We start from the raw sequence: 24452 nt of genomic DNA on the forward strand, positions 1-24452 counted from the left end.
GCCGACGCAGCCACCGGCCCGGTCATCGGCCGGTCTCGGCAGAGGCGAGCCGCAGCGCGCGATCGCACGCCGCCAGGTGCGCACCCAGCGCTTCCTCGAAGCTGACCGCGGTGGCGTCATGCATCAGCTGCCGCCTGATGGCCAGCTCTGGCCCGGGAATGGCCCCGGCCAGCTCCGTCGCGGCCGTCAACGCGGTCTGCGTGTCCACGGTCAGCTCGTCGATCAGGCGCATCGCCAGCGCGTCGGCGGCCATGATGGGGATGCCGAGAAGCACCGCCCGGCGGGCCGCCGCGGAGCCCGCCTGCCGCACGATCCGGTACAAGGCCATACCGGGCCAGGTCGCCGACTCCCCCCTGCCCATGAGCAGCCGCAGCGAGGCCGTCCCGATGCGGTAGTCCGTGGCCAGGACCGCCTCCAGCGCGACCCCGCCGCACTCGTCCGAGGCGACCGCGACCGTGGCGGCCGGGAGGCGCTCGAAGCGTCGCAGCGCGCGTTCCCACTTGCTCACCAGAGCGATGGTGATGTCCTCGTTCGGGGGCACCTCGGGGGCGCCTGACGCATGCATGATGACCGTAGTGGGGTCAGCGCGGTCCTCCACGCGGTCGCACAGGTCCTCGAAGGCCGCCACCAGCTCTGCCGACAGGGGGCGCCTGCCGTCGACCCGGATGACCAGGTCGTCCGTCTCCCGCGTCACCATTGGACCAGCGCCGTCTCGATGGTCGACCCCGGCCCCATCGTCATCAGCACGCCGTAATCACCCGGCCTGGTGACGTCCTCGCGGACCAGCCGCTGGTAGGAGAAGAGGAAGGAGGCGCTCGACACGTTTCCGTAGTCCCGCAGCACGCCGGTGGTGTGCCGTACCTCATGGCGGGTCAGGCCCAGGTTGACGCGAACCGCGTCGATGACCTTCTTGCCGCCGGAATGGACCAGCCAGTGGCTGATGTCGCTGCGGCGCAACCCGGCCCCCGACAGGAGCCGGTCGACGACGAGCTCGGCGTGGGCTCCCACGACATAGGGGATGCCAGGGTCCAGGAAGAAGCTGAACTTCCCCTGAGCACCGTCCCAGTCGTAGCGCATGGCCTCGAGCGCGTCCGTGATGACATGGCTGGCGAACGAAACGAGCCGCGGCCTTCCGGCGGCGGGCCCCGAGGGGTCGTCGGCGTGGCCGTCGGCCTGGTCGCCGCTGACTATCGCGATGGCGGCCGCACCGTCCCCGAACAGGCTGTTCACGACCGCGGTCCGCATCGTCGAGTCGAAGACATAGGCCGCGGAGCAAGCCTCGGCACACAGCATGACGGCCGGCTCGCCGGGGTGGGCCGCGGACCATGAGGCCATCACGCCGAGCGCGTTCAGTCCGGCGTTGCATCCCATGCCCACGATGTCGACCCTGCTGCACGACGGCGCGATGCCCAACTCACGGATCAGCAGTGCGCTCAGGCCAGGGGTGAGGAATCCCGTCGAGGTGACGCAGCACAGGTGTCTGACGTCGGCCAGCGCGGCCCCCATGTCCTTCAGGCACGCGTCTATGGCCCGCGCTCCCATGTCGACCGCCAGTGCCTTGTGTTTGCCGAGCAGCTCTCCCTGGCTCTCCTGGACACGGGCACGATCGTCCCTGGGTGCCGGCAGCGTCAGGTAACGCCGCTTGATGGCGCTGTTCAGGAAGACGGACCGGACCTTGGTGTCGTCGATGCCGAATACCTCCAGCACTTCTTCCTGGGAATACGCCTCCCCGGCCACGGCGGTCCCGATACCGGCGATCGCCGGGATACCGGTCGTCCCTGGATTCCGGACGCCGGAACTCGCGAGGTCCACGCATATGGTCATCGGTATGTCCACCCCCACCTGCGACGTTGACTCCGTACAGGCGGCTCTGCCTTGATCATTGACCTGTCCTTTCCGGTAGGCGGCACATGGTCGCTGGTCACTTTTCGGCCTCGGCCACTATGAAGCGGGCGAGCCGGTGGATTCCGTCGGTGATCTCCTCTTCGGACAGGTAGCTGACCGACAGCCTGATGCCGCGTTCCCCTCCGCCACCCGGGTAGAAGTACGACATCGGCGTCCAGATGACCCCGAATTCCTCGGCCGAACGCGCCAAGGCCGCATTGTCCGCCCGGAACGGGACGCGCATGCTCAGGAAGAAGCCCCCGGCGGGGGTGTTCCACCGCACCCCGAGGGCCGCTCGCCGGTCCGCCGGAAAACATCGCTCGAGCTGCCGCAACGTGCGGCGCATCGCGGTGGCGTAGTAGTCGGCGGTCTCGGCGTTGAGTTCCGATACGCGCCCCTGGCAGGTGAGGAGCATCCCTGCCACGACGGCCTGGCTCAGCGGTGAGGTGTTCACCGTCACCATGCTCTTGAGCTTGGCGAGTTCGGCCGCCAGCGGGCCGGTGCCGCCCGCTCCGTCGGCGACCAGCTGGTCGGCCACGGCGTAACCCACCCGGGCGCCGGGGAAAGCGGTCTTGGAGTAGGACCCCAGATGGACGACCCTGCGGCCGCGGTCCAGTGACTTCAGCGTCGGCAGGTGGGGCGCCGGGCTGACCAGGCGGTAGGGGCTGTCCTCCAGGATCAGGATGTCCTCGCGGCAGGCGAGGTCGAGAAGTTCGTGGCGTGTGGGCACCGGCATCGTGGTGCCCGCCGGGTTCGAGTGGTCGGGCACCACGTAGAAGGCGCGCGGACGCCGGCCGCGCGCGCGCTCCTTTCGGATGGCCTCCTCCAGGTCCGCGCAGCACAGGCCGTCCTCGCGCTCCTCCACCGCCGTCGGCTCGATGTCGAGCAGCCGGGCGGCGCCCGTCATCCCCACGTAGCACGGGCTGGACACCAGGAGAACGTCCGCGGGACCGGCGATGAGCGCCCGCAGCACCAGGAACATGGCCTCCTGGCAGCCCACGGTGACCACGATCGACTCCGGCCCGACGTCGATGCCCTCGTCCGCGCGCAGCGAGTCAGCGATCAGTTCCTGGATCCGGCCGGCTGTCGGGCCGTACTGGAAGATCACGTCACGGATCCGGTCGGCGGCGTGCCCGCCCGCCACCAGATGATCGATGTACTCGTGGAGATAGGCGAAGACCTGATCGACGTCGAAGAATCCGTCATAAGGCCTGCCAGGCGCGAACGAGATCGCTTTCGGATACCGAAAGGTGACCTCATTCAAAAAGTTCATCGTGTCCAGCAACGGATCGGACAGACTGCCGTGCAGATCACCGATATTCAGCTCGGCATGCGGGATGTTCTGCGCCGACATCGGACCGCCACCACCTCGACAAATTGAAGTGAGCTATTTGCTGCCGCTCGCCGCCGCACCTTCTTCCATGGCCTCGGTCAGGCCGTGGGTCGCAGGTCGATCCAGCCGGTCACACTGGGATCAGCGTCGCCTTCAAGTAAAAGCCTGTCAAGACCGGCTCGGCAATGTTCGACTGCCGCAAATCCTCAGTTGAACACCACTTGGGCATCCTTCGTCGTAAATCAGCGAATTGACATTTCTGCGGCCTGACACAATACTCTCCGGCCGCACATCACCACGCTTGCCGCCCAGCGTGACGCGAGTTACGCTCGGCGCCTACTTATTGGGGATCATGGAGGCACCGAATGTCGGTCCAAACGGGGCGAGCAGAGCAGGAAGTATTCGACTTCCAGGCGGAGGCGGCACAGATCCTGGATCTGATGGTCCATTCCCTGTACAGCAACAAGGAGATCTTCCTGCGTGAGCTGATCTCGAATGCTTCGGACGCGATTCACCGATTGCGTCTGGAACTGCTGGCGCGTTCGGAGCTTCCCGAGGCGGAGGGGCAGCTGCGCATCCGGATCGGATACGACAAGGACGCCGGGACCATCACGATCGCGGACAACGGTATCGGCATGAGCCGGGAGGATGTCATACAGAACCTCGGCACCATCGCCAAGTCCGGGACCAGGGAGTTCCTGCGCTCGCTGACCGGTGACCAGCGCAAGGACGCCACCATGATCGGCCAGTTCGGGGTGGGCTTCTACTCCGCCTTCATCGTCGCCGAGCGGGTTGTACTGACCACTCGGCGCGCCGGCCTCGAGCCGAGCGAGGGGGTGCGCTGGGCCTCGGACGGAAAAGGCGAGTACACGCTGGAAACCATGGAACGGCCCGAGCGGGGCACCACCATCGTGCTGCACCTTCGGGACGGTGAGGACGACCTGTTGAACGGGTGGCGGCTGCGGTCGATCATCGAGAAGTACTCCGATCACATCCGCGTGCCCATCCTGATGCCCGACGAACGCCAGGACAAGGCGGAGGAAGCACCGGGAACGACCGGACCGGACGTCACAGTCAACCGGGCGTCGGCGCTGTGGGCCCGTCCGAAGAACGAGCTCACCGACACCGAGTACAACGACTTCTACCGGCACATCGCCGGCGAGCCCACCGACCCGCTGGCGTGGGTGCACGCCAAGATCGAGGGCACCTACGAGTACACGCTGCTGCTGTTCGTCCCGTCCCGCGCGCCGCATGACCTGTGGGTGCCCCAGGCGCGCCGCGGGGTGCGGCTTCATGTGCAGCGGGTCTTCATCCTGGAGGACACCGGGCAGATCCTGCCGAACTACCTGCGGTTCGTACGCGGCGTGATCGATTCCGCCGACCTTCCGCTCAACGTCTCCCGGGAAATCCTGCAGGGCAGCCGCGCGGTGGGCAACATCCGCAACGGCGCGGTGAAGAAGGTGCTGAAACGGCTCGCCGAGCTCGCCGAGAAGGAGCCGGAGAAGTACGCCGTGTTCTGGAAGGAGTTCGGCACCACTCTGAAGGAGGGCATCGCCGACGACTACTCCCACCGGGACGAGATCGCCAAGCTCCTGCGGTTCACCTCCACGAAGTCCGCCACCGATGTCCCGGACACCTCGCTGGACACCTATGTGGCACGGATGAAGGAGGGGCAGGAGCACATCTACTACTTGCTGGCTCCCTCGTCGGCCGCAGCGAAGTCGAGTCCGCACCTGGAGACGTTCCGCACCAAGGGCGTGGAAGTGCTCCTTCTCAGTGAGGGCGTCGACAACTGGGTCGTGTCCAGCCTGCGCGAGTACGACGGCAGGCAACTGCAGTCGGTCGCTCAGGGCGCCGGGGACCTGGGCGCCCTCGCGGACGAGGAGGAAAGGCAGACCAAGGAGCAGGCTGACGCCGAGTACGCCGATCTGCTCGGCAAACTCAAGGCCCATCTGGCCGGGCAGGCTTGGGACGTGCGTTTGTCCACCCGCCTCACCACTTCGCCGGCCTGCATCGTCAGCAACGAACCCGAGATCGATATCAACCTCATGCGGCGGCTGCGCGGAACCGGCCTGCCGAGCCAGGCGGTACTCGAACTCAATCCGAGGCACCCGCTCATCCAGCGGCTCAACCGCACGCAGGGCGGCGCGCACCTCCGCGAGTGGGCACAGGTCCTGTTCAACCAGGCGGTGCTCACCCTCAGCGCCCGGATCGAGGACCCCAGCGCGTTCGTTCAGCAGCTCAACGGACTGCTCACGGCCCTCACCGATGAGCAGACCCCAGGAACCCCCGAGGACGCGGGCTGAACCCGGTACACCACGGCAGCTGCCGGCCGGGCCAGATCTTCGGCGCGGCCGGGCCGGTGGTCGATCAGCGTCCAACTCTTCTTCGCTCGCCTTGAGTTGCTCCCCCCCTCCGTCGCACCGCGACCTTTCGCGTACTACGGCAACCAGGCCGCCCGTGTCGCACGGCGGCCCGCTGCTGAAGAGGGAACGTATGGGGGATTTAAAGAGCAGGTACGGCAATTCGGTGTCAGCCGGCCACCAGTCGGCCGCCAGCTTCGCCGCGTAGCGTGCCACACCAGTAATGCTCAACCGAACCATGCGAAGGAGCGCAGCCGTGGTCCATCCAGGTGCTCGTGTGTCCCAGCCGGTGAGCAAGGCAGCACCCTCTGATCCATCCGTCGACGACCTGGCCGCTCACACCGGCGGTGAGAACACCGTGGTGGTGTCCGTTCCGCTGCTCTCGCTCCGACCGGCCGACTCCCCACGGCTGAACGGCGAGGACAAGGCCCACATCATGCGCCTCGCCGAGGCCGAGACTCCCCTTCCGCCCATCCTGGTGGACCGGCGCTCCATGCAGGTGATCGACGGGATGCACCGCCTGATGGCCGCGTCGCTGCGAGGCCAGGAGACCATCGATGTGATGTTCTTCGAGGGCCACGAGGCCGACATCTTCCTGCGGGCGGTCCAGGAGAATGTCACGCACGGCCTGCCGCTGTCCCGGGCCGACCGCCGGGCCGCGGCGGAGCGGATCATCGCATCGCACCCGCACCTGTCCGACCGGGCCATCGGCCAGACCGCCGGGCTGGCGGCGAAGACCGTCGCCGCCATCAGGAAGCTCTCCGGTGAGAGCGCACCGCAGCCGACCGTGCGGGTCGGCAGGGACGGCAGAGTCCGCCCGCTGGACGGCCGGGCGGGCCGACGGCGAGCCGCGGCGCTGCTGGCCGACCAGCCGAACGCGTCCTTACGGGACGTGGCACGCGCTGCGGGCATATCGCCGGCGACAGCGTTCGACGTACGCAAACGCCTTGAATGCGGCGAATCACCTGTTCCCGACAGGGCTTCCGGGCGCACGGGGTGCGAGAGTACTGCCGTCAACGGCGCGAACGCCGACAGCGAGCTGAGCCTCCATGGCGTCGGTGCCGGCCGGAACGACGGCACCGCTGCCCAAGTGCCGCCCCTTCGCATCGAACCGCGGTCGGTTACTGGGGAGATGTCGAGGCCGGATCCCGCGGCCGCGGTGGAGAAGCTCATGCGCGACCCGTCCCTGCGGAACAACGAGCTGGGAAAGAGCATGCTCCGGCTCCTGCACGTGAACGCGGTCGGTGCGAAACAGCTACCGGACGCGGCCGATACCGTACCGCCGCATTGTGTCGCCATCATCGTCCAACTCGCCCAGCAGTACGCGAGCATGTGGCAGGACTGCGCCCATGAACTGGCCAGGCGTGCGCACATCGTCGACCCCTTCGCGACCCGCACGCCGACCAGGTCCGCCTGAGCACTGGGCGACTCCTCCAGCTGCTCGTGTGCCGGGCTCGCTACGGCCTGCCTGCTCGATCGGCCCGCGCGAGGTGATCAAGGACCGCCGTCCCCCTGTACGACCGCGTGATCAGCGCCGCCGGGTACTGCGCCGATGACGCGTGGGTCGCCCAGCGCTTCGGCGCTTGCGAGCCCGCATCCGGACGAATCGAGAGACAGAGCATGGCTGACACCACGGCACCACGGCCTTTCGTGGTGATCTCCGGCAAGGCGGTGCACGACACCGTCCACGGCCGCGAGAAGGAACTGCTCGCACTCGTCGAGCACGGCTATCGGCTGCACGGCGACGGCATGACGGTGAACCCGCCGTCGTACTTCCTGCGATTCCCCGCACAACCCGCCAACCGGATCATCGCGCTCCCTGCCTCCGTGGGGGGTGACGTCGACGTCTGCGGCATCAAATGGATCTCCAGCTTCCCCGCCAACGTGGACCTGGGCATCCCCAGGGCGTCCGCCGTCGTCGTGCTGAACGACCAGGAGACCGGCTATCCGCTGGCGTGCCTGGAAGGGTCCGTCATCAGCGCGGTCCGGACCGCGGCGTCCGCCGCGGTGGCCGCGGTCGAGCTGAGCGCCGGACGGCCGAAGCCGGCGCGGCTGGGCGTTGTCGGCGCCGGCCTGATAGCCCGGTTCGTACACACCTACCTGGTCGCGGCCGGGTTCGAGTTCGAGGAGATCGGCCTCTTCGACCAGAGCGCGGAGCACGCCCGGGGCTTCGCCGGATACCTGGAGCGCTCCGGCGCCCGCCGGGTCACCGCGCACGACGACCTGGAGAGCCTCGTGCGCTCGGCGGACCTGCTGCTCTTCGCGACGACCGCGGGAACCCCGTACGTCGAGGACCGCGACTGGTTTGCACACCACCCGCTGGTGCTGCACGTGTCGCTGCGCGACCTCTCGCCCGATGTCGTGCTGGACAGTTGCAACGTCGTGGACGACATCGAGCACTGCCTCAGGGCTGAGACCTCGGTTCACCTCGCCGAGCAGGCCGTGAACAACCGCGACCATGTGCGCGCCACCCTGTACGACGTGCTGACCGGGGCGTTCACGCCGCCCGGCGACCGCACGGTGGTGTTCTCGCCCTTCGGGCTCGGAGTGCTGGATCTCGTCGTCGCACGGCACGTCTACGACAGGACCACGGCGGGCGTGGCCGTGGACGACTTCTTCCACGAACTGTCCCGATACGGAGGATGAGGATGCTCCGGGCCTGATGAACACTCCGGCTCGACCGGCCTGGCAGCGGGACGTGAGGGCGGCGGCTCCAGGACGGCTCTCGCACCTTGCCGTCCGTGCCCCTCGGGCACCCCTGAAGGGAGAGAACTGATCGCCTTGGAGCACTCCTTGATCGCCGCCCGCTCCGGTGATGTCATGACCGGAGACGTGCTCGCGGGCGTTGCGGTGATCCTCGCCGTGGCATTCGTCTTCGCCCGGCTCGCCAGGCGCATGCGGCAACCCATGGTCATGGGGGAGATCATCGCCGGTGTCGCCCTGGGGCCGAGCCTGCTGGGCCTCTTACCGGGAGACCTCGTCGAAGCGTTGTTCCCGGCGGACGCACGGCCGGTTCTGCAGGCGCTCTCGCAGCTCGGACTGGCCCTGTTCATGTTCGGCATCGGCTACGAACTGGACTTCACCCGTCTCCGGGGGACCGGCCGCAGGGTCACCTTGGTCTCGCTCGGTTCCATGACGCTGCCGTTCGCGCTGGGCGCCGGGCTCGCCCTCCTCCTGTTCCCCTGGTACGACAGGTCGCAGCTCCGTACTGACGGTGTACTCGTCCCGGCGCTCTTCCTCGGGGCCGCGATGTCGATCACCGCGTTCCCGGTTCTGGCCCGGATCATCGCGGAAGGCGGCATGCAGCGCAGCCGCATCGGTGCCTTGGCGCTCGCCTGTGCCGCTGCCCAGGACTTCCTCGCCTGGTGTGTGCTGGCCGGCATCGTGGTCATCGCCACCGCGAGTGGTCTGTGGCCACTGGCACGGATGGTCCTTGAGTCAGGTCTTTTCCTGGTCGTCCTCCTGTACGCCGTACGCCCGGGGCTGCGTTGGCTGCTGGCTCCGGAGCGGCGGCGGCCGGTCGGCAGCTCCCTCATCCACACGATCCTCGTCACCGGACTGCTGGTGTCCGCCTGGGCGACCAACGAGATCGGTCTGCACGCCGTCTTCGGTGCCTTCGCCTTCGGCGCCGCGATACCCCGCGGCCCCATCGAGGCGCAGGCCCCTCAGGTCGTCGAACGCATCGAGCAGACCAGTCTCTTTCTGCTGCCGGTCTTCTTCACCGTGACCGGGCTGTCGGTGAACCTCGGCGAGCTCGGTGGGCACGGCGTGATCATGACCGTCGCCGTAGTCCTGGTGGCATGCGTGGGGAAGTTCGTCGGGGCCGCCGCTTCCGCCCGTCTTTCCGGCGCCTCGGGGGCCGAGTCGATGACACTCGGCGTCCTGCTCAACGCCCGAGGGCTCACGGAACTGGTCATCCTGAACGTGGGCCTCGGGCTCGGCATGCTGGACACCCGTCTTTTCAGTGCCATGGTCACCATGGCACTGGTCACCACGTTCATGACGGGACCGCTGCTGCAATACCTCGGATTTCACGAGGAGGCTGTCGAAGAGGTCACGGAAGGCGCCCTACGTTGACGCGATCGTGTACACGATGACACGAGGCGCCGTTCGTTGGCCACAAATTGAAGGGTAAGTGGCCGCCTACAGGGGCCTGCCACGACTGCCTTCGTCCATAGTGGGTCCAGGTGCAGTAGACGCGACAATATTGAAATTGTGGCACCTGTGTTTCCATCATGATCATACGGGGGCAGATGATGACCGGGGAGAGTGACAAGGACCCTCATTTCGGGGCGTTGGTACGTGCGTACCGTCGCGAGATGGGGCTGACCCAACGGGAACTCGCAGCAAGGGCAGGGCTCAGTCTCGCCGCGTTGCGCGACTTCGAACAGTCCCGCCGAAGGCGGCCGCGGGCACATTCGTTGGCCGCGCTGATCGACGGTCTGGACCTTGACAGGGACCAGGCGGCCGGCCTGGCCAGGGCGGCCGCGCTACCCCGGCCACGCCCTGATGAGGTGTCATCGGTGCATCGCCGACAAGGCGATTCCGATTCCGCGCGGCGCGGGCACTCGTCCGGGCGTGACAAAGGACTGTGGCTGTCTGTCCTCGGCCCACTCGAAGCCTGGGCGGAAGGGAAGCCGCTGCGCTTCGGTTCGCCCGCGCGGCGCGCGGTGCTCGGGCTGCTCCTCCTGGACCCCGGAGTCCCTGTGCGCCGCGATGCGATCGTCGACCTGCTGTGGGGTGATTCGCCGCCTCGCACTGCGGTAAGCCTGGTCCAAGCACATGTCAGCAGGATCCGCCGGGCCCTGAAGGGCGGACGCCGCTTTGACAACGATGACGAGGTGATCGATTCGTTCGGGGACGCCTACCGGCTGAGCCTTTCGGCCATGGAGGTTGATCTGCTGCACTTCAGGGATTTGGCCGCCCGTGCCGCCGCGGCGCGGGGCGACGGGCATGACGCGACCGCAGCCGAGTACTACGAGCGGGCGGTGAGCCTGTGGCGCGGTGAGCCATTCGCCGACGTTGCCGCACTCCGGGGGCACCCAGGCATCACCGCGCTCCGGCAGGAGCTGGTGGGAGTGCTCCTGCAGTACGCGGAGGTGACCCGTGAGTTGGGCCAGCACAATCGGGTGCTGGTGCGGCTGCAGGCGTTGGCCGACGCCGAGCCGCTCAACGAACGAGTCCATGCCTACCTCATGATCGCACTGGCCGGTTCCGGGCAGCAGGCGGACGCCATCCGGGTCTACGAGGGCGTGCGATCGCGCCTCGACTGCGAGCTGGGACTGTATCCGGGCGAGGAGTTGGCCGATGCCTACATGCGAGTGCTGCGGCAGGACCTTCGCGCGCCGGACCGGGAGCAGATGCACGCCCGGCTGCCTGCACTCGCCGCCTCCGGGCATCCGGTGCCGAGGCAGCTGCCCGCCGCGCCGCGACACTTCACCGGACGCGCCAGCGAACTCGCCTGGCTCTCCGCCCTGGCAGAACAGGACATGACGCATGCGAAGGGCGTGGTCATCGCGACGCTGACGGGGATGGCCGGGATCGGCAAGACCGCGCTGGCCGTGCACTGGGCGCATCAGAAGGCCGCTCGGTTCCCTGACGGGCAATTGTTCGTCAACCTGCGCGGCTCCGGGCCAGGAAAGCCGGTCCCGCCGACTGACGCGGTGGGGGGCGTCCTGATCTCACTCGGCGTGCCGCCTGCGCGGATCCCCCCGGACATCGACGGGCGGGCCGCCCTGTACCGCAGCCTGCTCGCGGACTGTCGCATGCTCATCGTCCTGGACGACGCTCACAACGCGGAGCAGGTCCGTCCGTTGTTGCCGGGGTCACCGACCTGTCTGGCATTGGTGACCAGCAGGAGCTGGCTCACCGGCCTGGCCGCGGAAGGTGCCCATCTGATGACGTTGGGAGTCCTGCCGGAGACGGAATCGCGCAAACTGCTGGCCCTGCACTTACGAGGCAGCTCGACGACGGCCGATCCTGTGATGATCAACGAACTGGCCGCGGCGTGCGGTGGCCTGCCACTGGCCGTGTGCGACGCCGCTGCTCGTGCCGTCGCGAGGCCGGGCCTGCCCCTGGACTCGCTCGCGTCCGAGCTGCGGGACACCCATGGGCGGCTGGACGCGCTGATACGGGGGAGTCGGTCATCGGCCTGACGTCGGTGTTCTCCTGATCGTGGGCCAGGCTCGGAAGCGCCTGGCCCACGCCTGTTCCGAAGGGGCCGGCATCCGCGAAACGCACCGGCCAGGTACAGCAGCCTCATGGGGCTGATCAGAAACTACGTCCCGGCCAGCGGGTTCGGCAGCGGCAGGTACCGGGCGTCCGCCCCGTCCGCCCCCGTCCACCTCAGCAGCAGGTTGGTCTTGCCGGGCAGGGTCGGCGCGGTGAGGAGGGCGGCGGCTTCGGGGAGGTCGTGGCGGGACAGTTCGCGGCGGACGGCGGGCCAGGGGTCGAAGCCGGGCCGGCGTTCGGCGAGGGCCGCGGCGACCTCGCACAAGTGGTTCACGACCAGGCAGTACACCAGCCGCTCCCACCCGGCCGCGCGCGGGACGTCCGGCAGCAGCTTCACGCCCTCGGCGTCCCGGAACAGCGCCTGCACGGGCGTGCCGTCGGCGTCCACGGCGACCAGGGTGTTCTGAAGGTGTGCCTCGAGTACGACGCCGTGGTCGGCGAAGGCCGCGAGGGCGGGCGGGACGACCGCGCCCAGATACGCCTCCCACCAGGCCGCCGGGTCCCCGGTGCCGTCGAGCGGGTTGCCCTCGAAGCCCTCCACCAGGGCCGCGGCGAGCAGCGGGGTCGCCCCGGGCCGCACATGGCCGCGCAGACCGTCGCGGACCAGGACGGCGAGTTCCTCGAAGGCGAAGTCGGCGGTGCGGTAGCCCCGGTCGCTCAGCCAGGCGGCGGAACCGCGGCTCGCGGCGAAGGCGTTCACGACCGCTTCATCCGTACGGCGGAGTTTGAGCAGGTCGTGGCGCCAGAGCCGCCGGATGTCGTTGGTGATGCGGACGTCGAGGCTGAACTTGAGGAACAGGTCCCGCGAGGGGGCGTACACCGTGCGGATCGCGGCCGTCGGCCAGGTCTCGAAGCCTGTCGTGCCGAGCCGCACCAGGCGGCCGTCCGCGAAGGCCTCCGCGCAGTGCACCAGGTCGAGCTGCCAGGGGTGGGCGGGCAGCAGCCGGTAGCCGGGCGGGGCCTCGCCGAGCGTGTCGAGGGCCGCGGTGTCCCCCTCCTCCACGACGGCGTCCTCGCGCACGCCGAGCAGAACCAGCGGGAAACGGGCGTGGGCCTCGGGAGCGTACGGCAGCCAGGCGGCGGCGGGGCCGCCGCCGCGGGCCTTGGGGGCGGGGTGGTAGGGATGGCCGGTGACGAGGCACTGCTCGGAGCGCTGGTACGGGTCGTCGGGCGCCGTCGCCCGGTCCCTGGCCGTGAGCACGGCCGCCACCGCGTCCCGGCTGTCGATGATCTCGGCGGGCAGCTCGTGGTTGGACACTCCGGTGTGCCGGGTCAGTTCCTCGGCGGCGAGCTTCACGAGTTCGGTGTGCCCGACCCGCCGCCAGCCGGCCGCCGTGCGCACCTCGGGCTCGGCGGGCCGCCGGTCGCCCCGCACCCTGAGCAGCCGCCCGCTGGGCAGCCGGTACACCCTGCGCTCGCCGGGGTCCGGGAGCCGGACGGCGACCTCGCGCAGCAGGCAGTTCAGCAGGGGCGCCGCCGCGAACGCGTCGGCGCGGTGTGCGACGGCGGTGTCGGCCGGGGGCAGGAGGTCCACGCGGTTCACTCGTTCTCTACGGTTCATCCGGGGCGATGACGATCAGTATGTCTGCCGTCACGGCCCCGCTGTGCCACCAGTATCCGAGGAGTCCCCGTGCACCGTCCCCCCGCCGCCGAGGCCCGGTTCGCCGAAGAGCTGGCCGGCCTGCGCCCCGACCTCGTGGCGCGGTACGCGGCCGAGCTGCCCGGCGCCCGGGCGGCCGTGCTGTCCCGGCTGTGGCGGGGGCTCGCGCACGAGCCGCTGCCCTGGATCGCGGCGCGGGAGGCCGGCCGCGAGGGGCTCACCCTGCGCCTCTCGGACGGCCGCCGGCTGCACGGCCCGCACCCGGACCCGTTCGCCACCGCCGCCCACGTCACCGCCGTACGGCTGGACGAGGTCGTCCACGACGATCCGGTGCGTCTGATGACCGGTCTCGGCGTGCCGCACGGAGCGGACTTCGCGGCCGAACTCGCCGACAGCGTCGCGTCGATGGCGTTGTCGAGGGCGGGCCAGCCGCCGGGCTCGAAGGAGTGGCCTTCGCACGACTGGGAGTGGGAGCAGCGAATCGTCGACGGGCATCCGTACCACCCCAACTGCCGTTCCCGGCCCGGCTTCTCGGTGGCCGAGCAGCTGGCCTACGGGCCCGAGCACCGGCCACTGGTACGACTGGGACTGGTGCCCGTGCCGGCCGGCGAGTGCCTGCTGACGGGGGCGTGGCCGGCGGAGCTGCGGGACGGGGAGCGGCTGCTGCTGCCCGTGCATCCGTGGCAGGCGGACCATGTGCTGAAGCGGCCCGTCACGGAGGGCGTCGAGGCGCACCCGCTGATGTCCCTGCGGACCCTCGCCCTGACCGGCGGCGGACCGCATGTGAAGACCGCGCTCAGCGCACGGCTCACGTCCTCGGTGCGGGACATCTCCGTCTACTCGATCGGCATGTCGGCGACGCTCTCCGAGTTCGCGGAGACACTGACCGCACGCATGGACGGCCTCCTGCACTTCACCCGCACGCTGGGGGCGGTGACCGCCAACTCCCCCGATCTGGCGGCCGTGTTGCGCGAGTCCCCTCAGGCGCACGGCGACCATGTCCTGCCCGTGGCGGCCCTCGCCACCACCGAGCTGCCCGAATCCCCGGTATGGCTGGCCGAGTTCGCCCGGCTGACCCTCACCGCCGGGCTGCGGCTCCTGGAGCTCGGCGTCGCTCTGGAGGCCCACGGCCAGAACCTCCTCGTGGTCCTCTCCGAGTCGGGCGCGCCGCTCCGGCTGGTCTACCGGGACCTCGCCGACATCCGGGTCAGCCCTGTCAGGCTGGCCCGGCACGGCATCCCGGTTCCGGCGCTGTCCGGGCGGGTCGTCACGGACGACGTGACGACCCTGCGGCGCAAGCTGTTCGGCTCCCTGGTGGCCGGGGCCCTCGCGGCTACGGCGGGTTCGGCGGGGGCGTTGCGAGGGGCGCTGGAGACGGCCGTACGGGAGCTGCCGCGCACCCCCGATCTGGCCGCGCTGCTCGAACAGCCGCTGCCCACGAAGGCGTTGACGCTGATGCGGCTCTCGCCCGGGGCACCGGGCGACCAGTGGACGGAGCTTCCCAACCCCCTTCTCTGAGCGGCCGTTTTGGAGCCCGGCGCACCTGATCAATAGGATCCGGCGATGATCACAAGAAAACGGCTGGCGGCAGGAGTGTGCGCCCTGCTCGCCGCCCTGACGGCCGGGATCGCCTTCCCGGTCGCGGCGGCAGCCGGTGAACCCACGGGCGGCACCGCACCCCAGGTCGACCTCGTCCTCGACGTGAGCGGCTCGATGCGGACGGCGGACATCGACGGCGGCTCCCGGATGGCGGCGGCGAAGCGGGCCTTCAACGAGGTGCTGGACGCGACGCCCGAGGAGGTCCAGCTCGGCATCCGGACCCTCGGCGCCAACTACCCGGGCGACAACCAGAAGACGGGCTGCAAGGACACCGCGCAGCTCTACCCGGTCAGCACCCTGGACCGCACCGAGGCCAAGACGCAGGTGGCGACGCTCTCGCCCACCGGCTGGACACCGATAGGCCCCGCACTGCTGAAGTCGGCCGGCGACTTCACCGACAGCGCCTCCTCCAAGCGGATCGTGCTGATCAGCGACGGCGAGGACACCTGCGCCCCTCTCGACCCGTGCGAGGTGGCCCGCGAGATCGCCGCCAAGGGCATCGGGCTGACCATCGACACCCTCGGCCTGGTCCCCAACACCAAGATGCGTCAGCAGCTGAGCTGCATCGCGGAGGCGACCGGCGGTACCTACACCTCCGTCGAGCACGCCGACGAACTCACCGACAAGGTCAACCAGTTGGTGGACCGCGCGGCCGACCCGGTGGTGACGCCGGTGGCCACCGAGGGCGCCGGGAGCTGCGCCACGGCGCCCACTCTGAAGTCCGGGCTGTACACCGACCGCGAGGAGTTCACCCAGCAGCGCTGGTACCGGGTGGACGTCGACCCGGGCCAGGAGCTGCGGGCCTCGGTGAGCGTGGGAGCCGACCGGGCCGTGAACCCGTCGTACGGGGTGCTGCTGCGGGCGGTGACCGTGCACGGCCGGGAGATCGTGCGCGGAGAGGGTGCGGGCAACGGCCGTACCGATGTGATTTCCACGGGGCTCAGGTACCCGAAGGCGGACAGCGACGACGAGGACGCCCCGGCCGAGACCGTCTGCCTCCAGCTCACCAACTCCTTCTCGGCCGCCGCCGGGGTGAAGACCACCCCAGGACTGCCTCTTGAGCTGACCGTCGACGTCGTCGACGCGCCGTCCCACGCGAGCGACGTGGCCTCCTTCGGCCTCGGGCGTGGCTGGTGGCCGCTCGGGGTGCTGATCCTCGCCGGCTTCGTCGCCGGTCTGCTGTGGGGCTGGCTGTCACGCTGGCGGGTCGCGGTCTGGAGGACCAACTGATGCGGATCACACGCGCGTTGAGCGCTTCCCTGCTGCTGCTCGGGCTGGCCGTCGCACCGGCCGCGGCGGACTCCTCGCCGACGCCCACGGATTCGGCCTCGGCGGACGGTGACGCGCCCACCCAGGCGGGCACCTCCTTCCGTACGGCGACCGAGGTCGAACAGGGCCAGACCGCCACGGCGAGCGGCTCCACGGGCGACTACCTGTACTGGTCGTTCCCCGCGGACGCCGGACAGCGGCCCACCGTGAAGGCGACGGTGAAGCTGCCCGAGACGCATGCCGCGCAGACCTGGCAGGTCGACGTGTACGACGGACTGCGCCGCCGCCAGTCCTGTCAGTACGGCGCCCAGACCCGCACCGCCGCCGCTGACTCCTCCTCGGTGGAGCTGGCCTGCACCCTGCGCACGGTCCGCGCCTGGTCGGAGACCTGGGCCAACGACCCGCTGCCGGGCACGTACTACGTCCGGCTGACGGCCGTCGGCCTCACCACGGCCGACCTGGGTCTCCCGGTCGGCACCGAGGTCCGGGTCGACTCCAAGGACATCGGCGGTTCGGCCGCGGTGGACGGCTCGCTGGCCGAGCCGCTGGTGCCGGGCATCGCGGTGAAGTCCGAGGCGGACAAGGACGGTTCGAAGGACTCGGCCGTACTGTCCGCCATCGAACCCGAGGACGGCTGGTCCTCCGGGTGGTGGTCCGACCGGTGGGTGTGGACCGCGATCGGCGGTGTGCTCGCCGCGCTGGCGGGGGTCGGCGGGTATGCGCTGACGCGCGGGTCGGGACGCCCGCACCGGGTGCCGCCGAGCGCCTGACGCTCCGTCCAGGGCCCGCCGTGCTCAGGTACGGCGGGCCTTTCTCACGCCTCCCGCAGCACCTTGGCGATCGCTCCGTCCCCGGTCACCTCGACCCGCCCGTCCCGCACCGCGTCCCGCAGGCTCAACTCCCCCCGGCTCAGAGCCCCGCAGGTCTCGATGTCCAGGACGAGCCGGGCGTCGGGCTCCCCGGGGGCCGGCCCGTCGCCGTACGCCGGCCCCTCTTGCGCGCCGACGTACACATGGAAGTCCCCCTCCTCCAGCCGCACTTCGACGAGCCCCTCGCCCTCCAGCGAGCGCAGCAGGGGCAGCGCGAACCAGTGCGCGCGGACGGCGTCGGTGGGCCGCCGTTCGGTGAGTTCGGGCCCGCCCCAGGTGCCGAGGGCCTGGAGAACGGGCAGCAACTCGCGTCCTCGTGGGGTGAGTTCGTAGACGTAGGCCGCGCCGGGCGGGGGCAGCCGGCGGCGGGTGGCCAGGCCGTCGCGCTCCATGTCCTTCAGCCGGGAGGCGAGTACGTCCGTGCTCACGCCGGGCAGGTCGGCGTGCAGGTCCGTGTAGCGGCGCGGCCCCGACAGCAGTTCCCGGACGATCAGCAGGGTCCAGCGGTCGCCCACGACATCGAGGGCGCGGGCCGCGGAACAGTACTGGTCGTAGCTTCGGCGAGGTGACATGCGACGCAGTCTAGACAAGTTGTTGGACTTTCCAAGCTCCTACTTGGTAAAACCAAGCATCACCCGAAACCGGAGAGGCGGCAGCGCATGGAGTTCCGGCAGTCGAGCAAGCTCAGCGAGGTCTGTTACGAGATCCGGGGCCCGGTGATCGAGCACGCCGACGCGCTGGAGGAGGCGGGCCACAGCGTGCTGCGCCTCAACACCGGCAACCCCGCGCTGTTCGGCTTCGAGGCGCCGGAGGAGATCCTCCAGGACATGATCCGGATGCTCCCGCAGGCGCACGGCTACACCGACTCGCGCGGCATCCTCTCCGCCCGCCGGGCCGTCGCGGGGCGCTACCAGACCCTGGGCCTGGAGGTCGGCGTGGACGACGTCTTCCTCGGCAACGGCATCTCCGAGCTGATCTCGATGGCCGTACAGGCGCTGGTCGAGGACGGCGACGAAATCCTCATCCCGGCCCCCGACTTCCCCCTCTGGACGGCGGTCACCACGCTCGCCGGCGGCAAGGCCGTCCACTACCTCTGCGACGAACAGGCCGACTGGTACCCGGACCTGGACGACATGGCCTCGAAGATCACCGACCGCACCAAGGCCGTCGTCATCATCAACCCGAACAACCCCACCGGCGCGGTCTACCCGAAGGAGATCATCGAGGGCATCCTCGACCTCGCCCGCCGGCACGGCCTGATGGTCTTCGCCGACGAGATCTACGACCAGATCCTGTACGACGACGCCGTGCACCACTCCGTCGCCGCCCTCGCCCCCGACCTGGTCGTGCTGACCTTCTGCGGCCTGTCGAAGACGTACCGGGTGGCGGGCTTCCGCTCGGGCTGGCTGGTGATCACCGGCCCGAAGCAGCACGCGCGCAACTACGTGGAAGGCCTGACCATGCTGGCCTCCATGCGGCTGTGCGCCAACGCGCCCGCGCAGTACGCCATCCAGGCCGCGCTCGGCGGCCGCCAGTCCATCCACGAGCTGACCGCGCCCGGCGGCCGGCTCCACGAACAGCGCACCGTGGCCTGGGAGAAGCTCAACGAGATCCCCGGCGTGTCGTGTGTGAAGCCGAAGGGCTCGCTGTACGCCTTCCCGCGACTCGACCCCAAGGTCCACAAGATCCACGACGACGAGAAGTTCGTCCTGGACCTGCTGCTGCGGGAGAAGATCCAGGTCGTCCAGGGCACCGGCTTCAACTGGCCCTCCCCTGACCACTTCCGCATCCTGACGCTGCCTCACGCGCAGGACCTGGAGGCGGCCATCGGGCGGATCGGGCGTTTCCTGAGCGGGTACCGGCAGTAGCTGGTGGTGTGGATGGGATTCACGGTCGGTCAGAGCGGGGATGCCCTAGAGTGCGGCCACTGATCCCGGGGGCCGGGGGGATCGGGGGATGGGGGAACCCCAGATGTTCTTGTCACATCGGCGTGCGTCCGGCACGCCCTCGGCTTTACGCGGCCGTCTCACGCTGCTGATGCTGCTCGTGGTCCTCGCGGGCAGCCCGTGGGTGCAGCGACCGCTCTCGGACTACTACACCAGGAAGTTCTACATAGAGCTGTCCGACAACAAGATCCTGCGCTGGCTCGTGGAGGCCGCGTTCCTGCCCCGCTGGGATGTGTCCGCCGACCGGTACGGCGGCACGTCCTCGCTGGTCGTCAACGATCTCGCCGTCCTGGTCCTGCTGACCGCGCTCGCGTTCTTCGCCCGGCGGCTGTGGGCCGGCGGGGCGTCGCGCCCGTTCCGCTGCCTCGTCGCGGGCGTGCTGGCCTCGGCGCTGGCCAACCTGGCCTGGTGGGGCATGCACGAGGTCTTCGTCGACGACGTGCCGCTCGAACCGGCCGACATCCTGGTGAAGGAAATGCTGCGCGGCGCCCTCCTCTTCGGCCTCGCGGTCGGCACCCTGCTCGCACTCCTGGCCACCGGTGTGCCGAGCCCCGTCAAGGGCGCCGTGAGGGCGCCGCTGCGTCGCTGGAGAGAGGGAGGGCCCGGCATGACGACCGCGCCGGTCCACATGCCGGTCGGGAGCGCACCGGGTGACGTCACCCGGTATCTGTGCGCCGCGGCCTACGTGGACGAGGGATTCGCCGAACGCGTCGTGGAGGACATCCTGGCCGACGAGGCCGGCGCGGTGGCGTCCTCACCCGACGTCGACCTGGTGACAGTCGTACGGCACTGTCTGACGGCCCAGGACATGCGGCACCGCCGGGATCAGCGGCTGACGGGCGTGTTCGCCCTCGTGGCCGTGTTCGCACCGCTGTGGCTGCTGTTCGTCTCGCTGTTCCTGTCGATCACCCGCCAGGCGGGCGGTCGGCCCAGCCTGGCCACCCGCGGCCGGCACCAGCCCACGGGCAGGGTGCTGGTGGGCACGGCTGTCGCGGCCGGCATCGCGGTGCTCTTCGCGTTCTCCTTCGGGATCGCCCTCTCCTCGCTGCCCACCCCCGCCTTCGTGAGCTGGCTGCTGGGCTCCTACCTGGCCGGGGTGCCGGCCGCGCTGGTGTCCGTCACGGCGATGGCGCTCGCGTACGTCACGGTCGTACGCCATGACCTCGCCGTCGACCTGCTGCTGCGCACGACCATGACCCGCGAGGCGTTCTCCCGGCAGCCGCGCCCGACCGTGCCGCCGCGCAAGTGGATGGCCGCGCGGCTGACGGCCATCCGGGAGGCGCAGGAGGGGAACGTCACGGTGTACAGCGGCTACACGCCCTTCCTCGGTTATTCGGCGGCCGCCTCTCAGTGGTCGATCGCCGTTCCGCTGCTGCCCGCCGACGATCCCGTGGGTGGGGTTTCGCGTTCCGCCGGGCCGGAGCCGTTCACCGTCACCGAACTCGTCGACCACGTACGCGCGCGGTTGCGGGCCACGGCCGTGGCCGGCGTGGCCGACGCGGCGACGGACGGCGAGGCGGCGCTCGGGTCCCTCGTCGTGACGGACCGGATCTTCGCGAGCGGCACGGCCGTCGGCGACGACGAGCGGTTCATCAGGTCCACGAGCCTCGCCCCGGTCGCCCGGCTGTCGGCCGACCAGGTCGAGCGGATCATGGAGCGTCCGACCGGTGCGGTGCGGCACTGTCTGGCGATTCATCTGCCGCTGTGGGGCGGGGATGTGGTGCCGACCGTGTTCCTGCACTTCTCGACCGAGGGCAGAACACTCCATCTGCACTGCAGCAACCATGTGCTCGGTCCGGTGAGAGCCGACTTCCACGTCGTCGACCGGCTGCGCGGCCCCCTCTCCCCCGAGGCGCGGCGGGGGCTGCTGCTGGACGCCGTCCCCGGCACCGGCAGGGCCTTCTTCGCCGCCCCGTTCCGGGCGCTGCGGCAGGCCCGCTTCGAGGAACGGCACAGCAGACGCATGGTGGACGAGCTGAGGGCTCTGCAGCAGGACCCGGTCTACGACTTCGGCGCCCGGCTCAGCATCCGGGAGCTGGCGGTGAGCCCCAACTACCAGAACTACTTCCAGGTCGTGGACGCAGCACGGATCACGTCCCTGGTGGAGCGCCACACCCTCGCCGCGATCCGCGTGTTCCTCGACACGCACGGCTACGACATCACCGACTTCCGCGCCCAGCAGCAGACCATCCTCAACCAGGGACTCATCCAGCAGGGCGGCATGAGCATCATCGGCAACCAGGCCATCGGCACGGGCGCGACCGCGACCCAGCAGGTCCCGCAGCAGTCCGGCGCGGCGGCGCCCGTCGCCGGTTCCGGTTCCGGTTCCGGTTCCGGTTCCGGTTCCGGTTCCGGTTCCGGCAAGTAGGAGGTCCCCATGACGGGCAACGACGACGGCCGGCAGGACCCTCCGGTCAACAACGGCGTCATGATCAGCGGCGGCACCCACTACGTCGGCAACCAGGCCGTGGGGCACGGCGCCCAGGCGTACTCCGGCTCGGTCTCCTTCCAGCCGCAGGACGCCGAGCGTACGGCCGAACTCCTCGCGTACGTCGAGCGGTTGCTTGAGGAGCACCGGGCTTCGCTCGCCGATCCCGACGCCACCACCAGGGAGCTGCGCCGCCTCCGCGAGGAACTCGACGAACCCGAACCCCAGCGGACAGTCCTGCGACGGGCCCTCGACCGCCTCAACGATTTCGTACAGCCGGTGACCCCGCTCGTCGTCGCGGTGGGGCAACTGGCGCAGTCGGTGCAGGGGTTGCCGGGGGTTTGAGGGGCGGGGGCGGCGGGACCTGGTCGATCGGGACCGGCGGGGCCCCGGTCGAGCCGGACGCAACGGGTGCGAGGCCCGTCGGGGACTGGACCCGGTCGAGCCGAACACGCTGGGCGCCGGGCCATCGGGACGGACCGGACCCGGTCCAGCCGGACACGCTGAGCCTGGTCGGTCACGGACGCACGGCGCGAGCCGACCCAAGACGCACCACGCCGGCCGGCCCAAGCCCCCAGCCCGTCCGAGCTCGCGCCCAGTGAGGCTGTGCCGGTCGGCAAGGGGACCCATGGTCGATCGGCCCAGTCCGGCCTGCACGGTCGGGGGGTGTGTGGCACCGTGCTGGGAGGCGAGCAGGAAGGGTGGGCGGCGGCATGGGTGATCTCTTTCTGGTCCGGCACGGTGAGACCGAGTGGTCGCGGTCCGGGCGGCACACCGGCTGGACCGACGTGCCGCTGACCGAGCGCGGCAGGGAGGAGGCGCGCCGCCTCGTGCCCCTGATCCGCTCCCACCGCATCGGCGCCACCTTCGTCAGCCCCCTCCAGCGGGCCCGGGAGACCGCGGAACTCATCGGGCTGCACGAGCCGCGGGTCGACGTCGATCTGCGGGAGTGGGATTACGGCGGCTACGAGGGCGTCACGACCGTGGAGATCCAGCGGGAGCGTCCGGACTGGTTCCTGTTCTCGGACGGCGTGGCACCCGGCCCGCCCGACCACCCCGGGGAGAGCCCGGAGCAGGTCGGCGAGCGGGCCGACCGGGTGCTGGCCAAGGTGGACGCGGCGCACGCGAACACCGAGGGGTGCGTGGTGCTGGTGGCGCACGGTCACTTTCTGCGCGTGCTCACCGCCCGTCGGCTCGGGCTGCCGCCGTCGGCCGGGGCGCTGTTCCAGCTGGCGACCGGGACGCTGGGTCGGCTGGGGACGGAACATGGACGGCCGGTGATCGCCGGGTGGAATGTCAGAGCCCCGTCGTAGCCTTCGAAGCGGAGGGGGTCGGTGATCCGTTCGGCCCGTCGTACGGCCCCTCCCGAGGAAGGAGCACGCCGTGACGCGACCGCCCACCGCCGCGCAGCGGCGTGTCATCGACGCCGCCGATCCCGTCACCGGGCGGATCAAGGGCACCGAGGCCCAGCTGGAGGCGCTGGTGAAGCGCGGGCTGGCCTTCCGGCATCCGAGGCCGCCGCACGATCACTTCCTGACACCGGCCGGGCACCGGCTACGGGAGACGGTCGAGGAGGAGCCCGAGCGGGCCGCCGCCCCGGCCACCGGCGGTGTGTTCGCCGCGCGCATCGGCGGCACGCAGGAGGCAGCCGACACCGGTCCGGCCCGGACGCGTGAGGTGCACAGCGCCTGGCAGGGGCTGCTGGAGCTGCGCCGGATGACCAACCCCGACGGGGCCACGGAGCGGCCCTGCGGCTGGGAGCGCGCTCATCTGGTGCAGGCGGCCGCGCTGGCGCTGGAGGCGGCCGGGCACGCGCCGGAAGCGGGGGGCTCGCCCGGCTACCGGGTGCGCGCGACCCCGCAGCCCGAGGCCGTGGCCGTGCACGCGCCGGACGGCGAGACGCTGCGGGCCTGCGCGATCACCCTGGAGAAGGCCGGCTGGCAGGTCGGCGAGTACACACAGCCGCGGACCAGGGCCCGGTACCTGCTGGCCTCGCCGCGCCGCGTGTAGGGGGCACATGCCAGGATCGGGCCCAGTAACTGCCGTGGCGTGAGAGGGGATTGACGTGAGTGAGCCGTTTTCCGTGCCGGTGACCGTCCGCGGGTACGAGACGGACGTACAGGGCCACCTCAACCAGAGCGTGTACCTCAACTACGCGGAGCACGCCCGCTGGTCGCTGCTCGATGCCGCCGGGATCACCCAGGCCGCGCTGATCGGCAGCGGGGTGGGCCCGGTGGCGCTGGAGACCACCATCCGCTATCTGCGGGAGCTGCTGGCGGGTGACGAGGTGGACGTGACCTGCGGATTCGAGTGGGGCGAGGGCAAGACGTTCCGCATCCGGCAGACGATCCGCAAGAAAGACGGCACAGTCGCCGCCGAGATCACCGCGGTCGGCGGTCTGATGGACCTCAAGGCGCGGCGCCTGGTCGCGAACGCGGGCGAGGTGCTCAAGGGCTTGGCCACGGATCCGAGTCTGCTGTAGCTCAGGCCGGCTCCGGTTCCCGCTCGGCGTCGTAGTTCGCCCGGGCCTCGGCGATGTAGACCCTGTTGCGCTCGGCCCAATCGGTCAGGCGCTGCAGGGTCTCGTGCAACTCACGGGCGACGGGGGTGAGTTCGTACTCCACCCGGGGCGGCACCGTCGGATGGACGGTGCGGGTGACGAGGCCGTCGCGCTCCAGGTTGCGCAGGGTCAGGGTCAGCATGCGGCGGCTGATCCCCTCGATGCTGCGCTCCAACTCGGTGAAGCGGATGGGTCCGTGGGCGGCCGCGACGAGAATCTGCACGCTCCATTTGCCGGAGACCCTGTCAAGAACTTCCCGCACCGGGCACGCGTGCGCGTTCACGACCTGGACGGTTACACCGGTGTTCCTCTGGGACATCGAACTGCCTCCTTACGGCACTCCTCATGGTCACTGACGATGGTCCCCGTT

General features: G+C 70.1%; 20 protein-coding genes. 14 read left to right on the forward strand and 6 right to left on the reverse strand.

The genetic code is table 11. The features are described 5' to 3' along the window. Positions 1-22: 22 nt before the first annotated feature. From dpgB to RKD20_RS09290, 3 genes are all read right to left on the reverse strand, one after another. On the reverse strand, positions 23-697 hold the full coding sequence (gene dpgB, locus RKD20_RS09280; protein ID WP_424877301.1) for an enoyl-CoA-hydratase DpgB: 675 nt from the start codon (positions 695-697) through the stop codon (positions 23-25). Beyond that, positions 691-1824 (reverse strand): 3,5-dihydroxyphenylacetyl-CoA synthase DpgA, encoded by a 1134-nt coding sequence (dpgA, locus tag RKD20_RS09285; protein ID WP_424877302.1) that lies wholly within the window; start codon positions 1822-1824, stop codon positions 691-693. Before dpgA ends, dpgB begins: the two co-directional genes overlap by 7 nt. A gap of 97 nt (positions 1825-1921) precedes the next feature. Next, entirely contained in the window at positions 1922-3238 is a 1317-nt protein-coding gene (locus tag RKD20_RS09290; protein WP_424877303.1) for a PLP-dependent aminotransferase family protein, read from the reverse strand. 344 nt (positions 3239-3582) lie between these two features. Here RKD20_RS09290 and htpG point away from each other — a divergent pair, with 344 nt between their 5' ends. From htpG to RKD20_RS09315, 5 genes are all read left to right on the forward strand, one after another. Next, positions 3583-5523: a molecular chaperone HtpG gene (gene htpG / locus RKD20_RS09295; protein ID WP_424877304.1), complete on the forward strand. Its 1941-nt coding sequence runs from the start codon at positions 3583-3585 to the stop codon at positions 5521-5523. A gap of 334 nt (positions 5524-5857) precedes the next feature. Further along, complete coding sequence (locus tag RKD20_RS09300) at positions 5858-6997, forward strand: ParB/RepB/Spo0J family partition protein (protein ID WP_424877305.1); 1140 nt, start codon at positions 5858-5860, stop codon at positions 6995-6997. Positions 6998-7200: 203 nt separating this feature from the next. Next, positions 7201-8226, forward strand: a complete 1026-nt coding sequence (sbnB, locus tag RKD20_RS09305; protein ID WP_424877306.1) for a 2,3-diaminopropionate biosynthesis protein SbnB — start codon at positions 7201-7203, stop codon at positions 8224-8226. 174 nt (positions 8227-8400) lie between these two features. Continuing rightward, positions 8401-9657 carry a cation:proton antiporter gene (locus RKD20_RS09310; RefSeq protein WP_424877307.1) on the forward strand — a complete coding sequence of 419 codons (1257 nt, stop codon included), beginning with the start codon at positions 8401-8403 and terminating at the stop codon, positions 9655-9657. Positions 9658-9836: 179 nt separating this feature from the next. Beyond that, on the forward strand, positions 9837-11735 hold the full coding sequence (locus RKD20_RS09315; protein ID WP_424883186.1) for a BTAD domain-containing putative transcriptional regulator: 1899 nt from the start codon (positions 9837-9839) through the stop codon (positions 11733-11735). A 122-nt stretch (positions 11736-11857) separates the two neighbouring features. Here the strand turns inward: RKD20_RS09315 and RKD20_RS09320 are convergent, their stop codons facing one another. Beyond that, the gene (locus RKD20_RS09320; RefSeq protein ID WP_424877308.1) at positions 11858-13354 is read right to left on the reverse strand and encodes an IucA/IucC family protein; all 1497 of its coding nucleotides are present in this window, start codon (positions 13352-13354) and stop codon (positions 11858-11860) included. An 87-nt stretch (positions 13355-13441) separates the two neighbouring features. Between RKD20_RS09320 and RKD20_RS09325 the strand changes: the two genes are divergently transcribed. Genes RKD20_RS09325 through RKD20_RS09335 form a run of 3 tightly spaced genes read left to right on the forward strand, consistent with a single transcriptional unit; the run spans position 13442 to position 17049 of the window. Continuing rightward, the gene (locus RKD20_RS09325; protein ID WP_424877309.1) at positions 13442-14929 is read left to right on the forward strand and encodes an IucA/IucC family protein; all 1488 of its coding nucleotides are present in this window, start codon (positions 13442-13444) and stop codon (positions 14927-14929) included. A gap of 45 nt (positions 14930-14974) precedes the next feature. Then, positions 14975-16240 carry a VWA domain-containing protein gene (locus tag RKD20_RS09330; protein WP_424877310.1) on the forward strand — a complete coding sequence of 422 codons (1266 nt, stop codon included), beginning with the start codon at positions 14975-14977 and terminating at the stop codon, positions 16238-16240. Further along, entirely contained in the window at positions 16240-17049 is an 810-nt protein-coding gene (locus tag RKD20_RS09335) for a hypothetical protein (protein ID WP_424877311.1), read from the forward strand. Before RKD20_RS09330 ends, RKD20_RS09335 begins: the two co-directional genes overlap by 1 nt. A gap of 44 nt (positions 17050-17093) precedes the next feature. Here RKD20_RS09335 and RKD20_RS09340 read toward each other — a convergent pair whose 3' ends face one another. Next, positions 17094-17720, reverse strand: coding sequence for a winged helix-turn-helix transcriptional regulator (locus tag RKD20_RS09340; RefSeq protein WP_424877312.1), 627 nt, complete (start codon positions 17718-17720; stop codon positions 17094-17096). A gap of 87 nt (positions 17721-17807) precedes the next feature. On the opposite strand from RKD20_RS09340, the gene RKD20_RS09345 reads away from it, so the two are divergent. The 6 genes from RKD20_RS09345 (at position 17808) to RKD20_RS09370 (ending at position 24004) form a co-directional block, all read left to right on the forward strand. Further along, entirely contained in the window at positions 17808-19016 is a 1209-nt protein-coding gene (locus tag RKD20_RS09345) for a pyridoxal phosphate-dependent aminotransferase (RefSeq protein WP_381336632.1), read from the forward strand. A gap of 103 nt (positions 19017-19119) precedes the next feature. Next, positions 19120-21462, forward strand: a complete 2343-nt coding sequence (locus RKD20_RS09350; RefSeq protein ID WP_424877313.1) for a hypothetical protein — start codon at positions 19120-19122, stop codon at positions 21460-21462. Positions 21463-21471: 9 nt separating this feature from the next. Further along, on the forward strand, positions 21472-21867 hold the full coding sequence (locus RKD20_RS09355; RefSeq protein ID WP_020119035.1) for a hypothetical protein: 396 nt from the start codon (positions 21472-21474) through the stop codon (positions 21865-21867). Between the two features lie 368 nt (positions 21868-22235). Beyond that, a complete protein-coding gene (locus RKD20_RS09360; protein WP_424877314.1) occupies positions 22236-22835 on the forward strand; it encodes a histidine phosphatase family protein in 600 nt (199 codons plus the stop codon). A 70-nt stretch (positions 22836-22905) separates the two neighbouring features. Further along, positions 22906-23532 (forward strand): hypothetical protein, encoded by a 627-nt coding sequence (locus RKD20_RS09365; protein WP_424877315.1) that lies wholly within the window; start codon positions 22906-22908, stop codon positions 23530-23532. Between the two features lie 55 nt (positions 23533-23587). Further along, positions 23588-24004 (forward strand): acyl-CoA thioesterase, encoded by a 417-nt coding sequence (locus RKD20_RS09370; protein ID WP_028807911.1) that lies wholly within the window; start codon positions 23588-23590, stop codon positions 24002-24004. A gap of 1 nt (position 24005) precedes the next feature. On the opposite strand, the gene RKD20_RS09375 is transcribed toward RKD20_RS09370, so the two are convergent. Further along, positions 24006-24401 (reverse strand): winged helix-turn-helix transcriptional regulator, encoded by a 396-nt coding sequence (locus RKD20_RS09375; protein WP_020119031.1) that lies wholly within the window; start codon positions 24399-24401, stop codon positions 24006-24008. Positions 24402-24452: the final 51 nt, after the last annotated feature.

The organism is Streptomyces sp. SLBN-8D4 (genome assembly GCF_049739545.1).
In the GTDB taxonomy this organism is placed as follows: Bacteria; Actinomycetota; Actinomycetes; order Streptomycetales; family Streptomycetaceae; genus Streptomyces; species Streptomyces canus_C.

Coding starts and splice junctions, on each gene's coding strand:
- dpgB (WP_424877301.1), bottom strand. CDS start 697: ATGGTGACGCGGGAGACGGACGACCTGGTCATCCGGGTCGACGGCAGG.
- dpgA (WP_424877302.1), bottom strand. CDS start 1,824: ATGACCATATGCGTGGACCTCGCGAGTTCCGGCGTCCGGAATCCAGGG.
- RKD20_RS09290 (WP_424877303.1), bottom strand. CDS start 3,238: ATGTCGGCGCAGAACATCCCGCATGCCGAGCTGAATATCGGTGATCTG.
- htpG (WP_424877304.1), top strand. CDS start 3,583: ATGTCGGTCCAAACGGGGCGAGCAGAGCAGGAAGTATTCGACTTCCAG.
- sbnB (WP_424877306.1), top strand. CDS start 7,201: ATGGCTGACACCACGGCACCACGGCCTTTCGTGGTGATCTCCGGCAAG.
- RKD20_RS09310 (WP_424877307.1), top strand. CDS start 8,401: ATGACCGGAGACGTGCTCGCGGGCGTTGCGGTGATCCTCGCCGTGGCA.
- RKD20_RS09315 (WP_424883186.1), top strand. CDS start 9,837: ATGACCGGGGAGAGTGACAAGGACCCTCATTTCGGGGCGTTGGTACGT.
- RKD20_RS09330 (WP_424877310.1), top strand. CDS start 14,975: ATGATCACAAGAAAACGGCTGGCGGCAGGAGTGTGCGCCCTGCTCGCC.
- RKD20_RS09335 (WP_424877311.1), top strand. CDS start 16,240: ATGCGGATCACACGCGCGTTGAGCGCTTCCCTGCTGCTGCTCGGGCTG.
- RKD20_RS09340 (WP_424877312.1), bottom strand. CDS start 17,720: ATGTCACCTCGCCGAAGCTACGACCAGTACTGTTCCGCGGCCCGCGCC.
- RKD20_RS09345 (WP_381336632.1), top strand. CDS start 17,808: ATGGAGTTCCGGCAGTCGAGCAAGCTCAGCGAGGTCTGTTACGAGATC.
- RKD20_RS09350 (WP_424877313.1), top strand. CDS start 19,120: ATGTTCTTGTCACATCGGCGTGCGTCCGGCACGCCCTCGGCTTTACGC.
- RKD20_RS09355 (WP_020119035.1), top strand. CDS start 21,472: ATGACGGGCAACGACGACGGCCGGCAGGACCCTCCGGTCAACAACGGC.
- RKD20_RS09360 (WP_424877314.1), top strand. CDS start 22,236: ATGGGTGATCTCTTTCTGGTCCGGCACGGTGAGACCGAGTGGTCGCGG.
- RKD20_RS09375 (WP_020119031.1), bottom strand. CDS start 24,401: ATGTCCCAGAGGAACACCGGTGTAACCGTCCAGGTCGTGAACGCGCAC.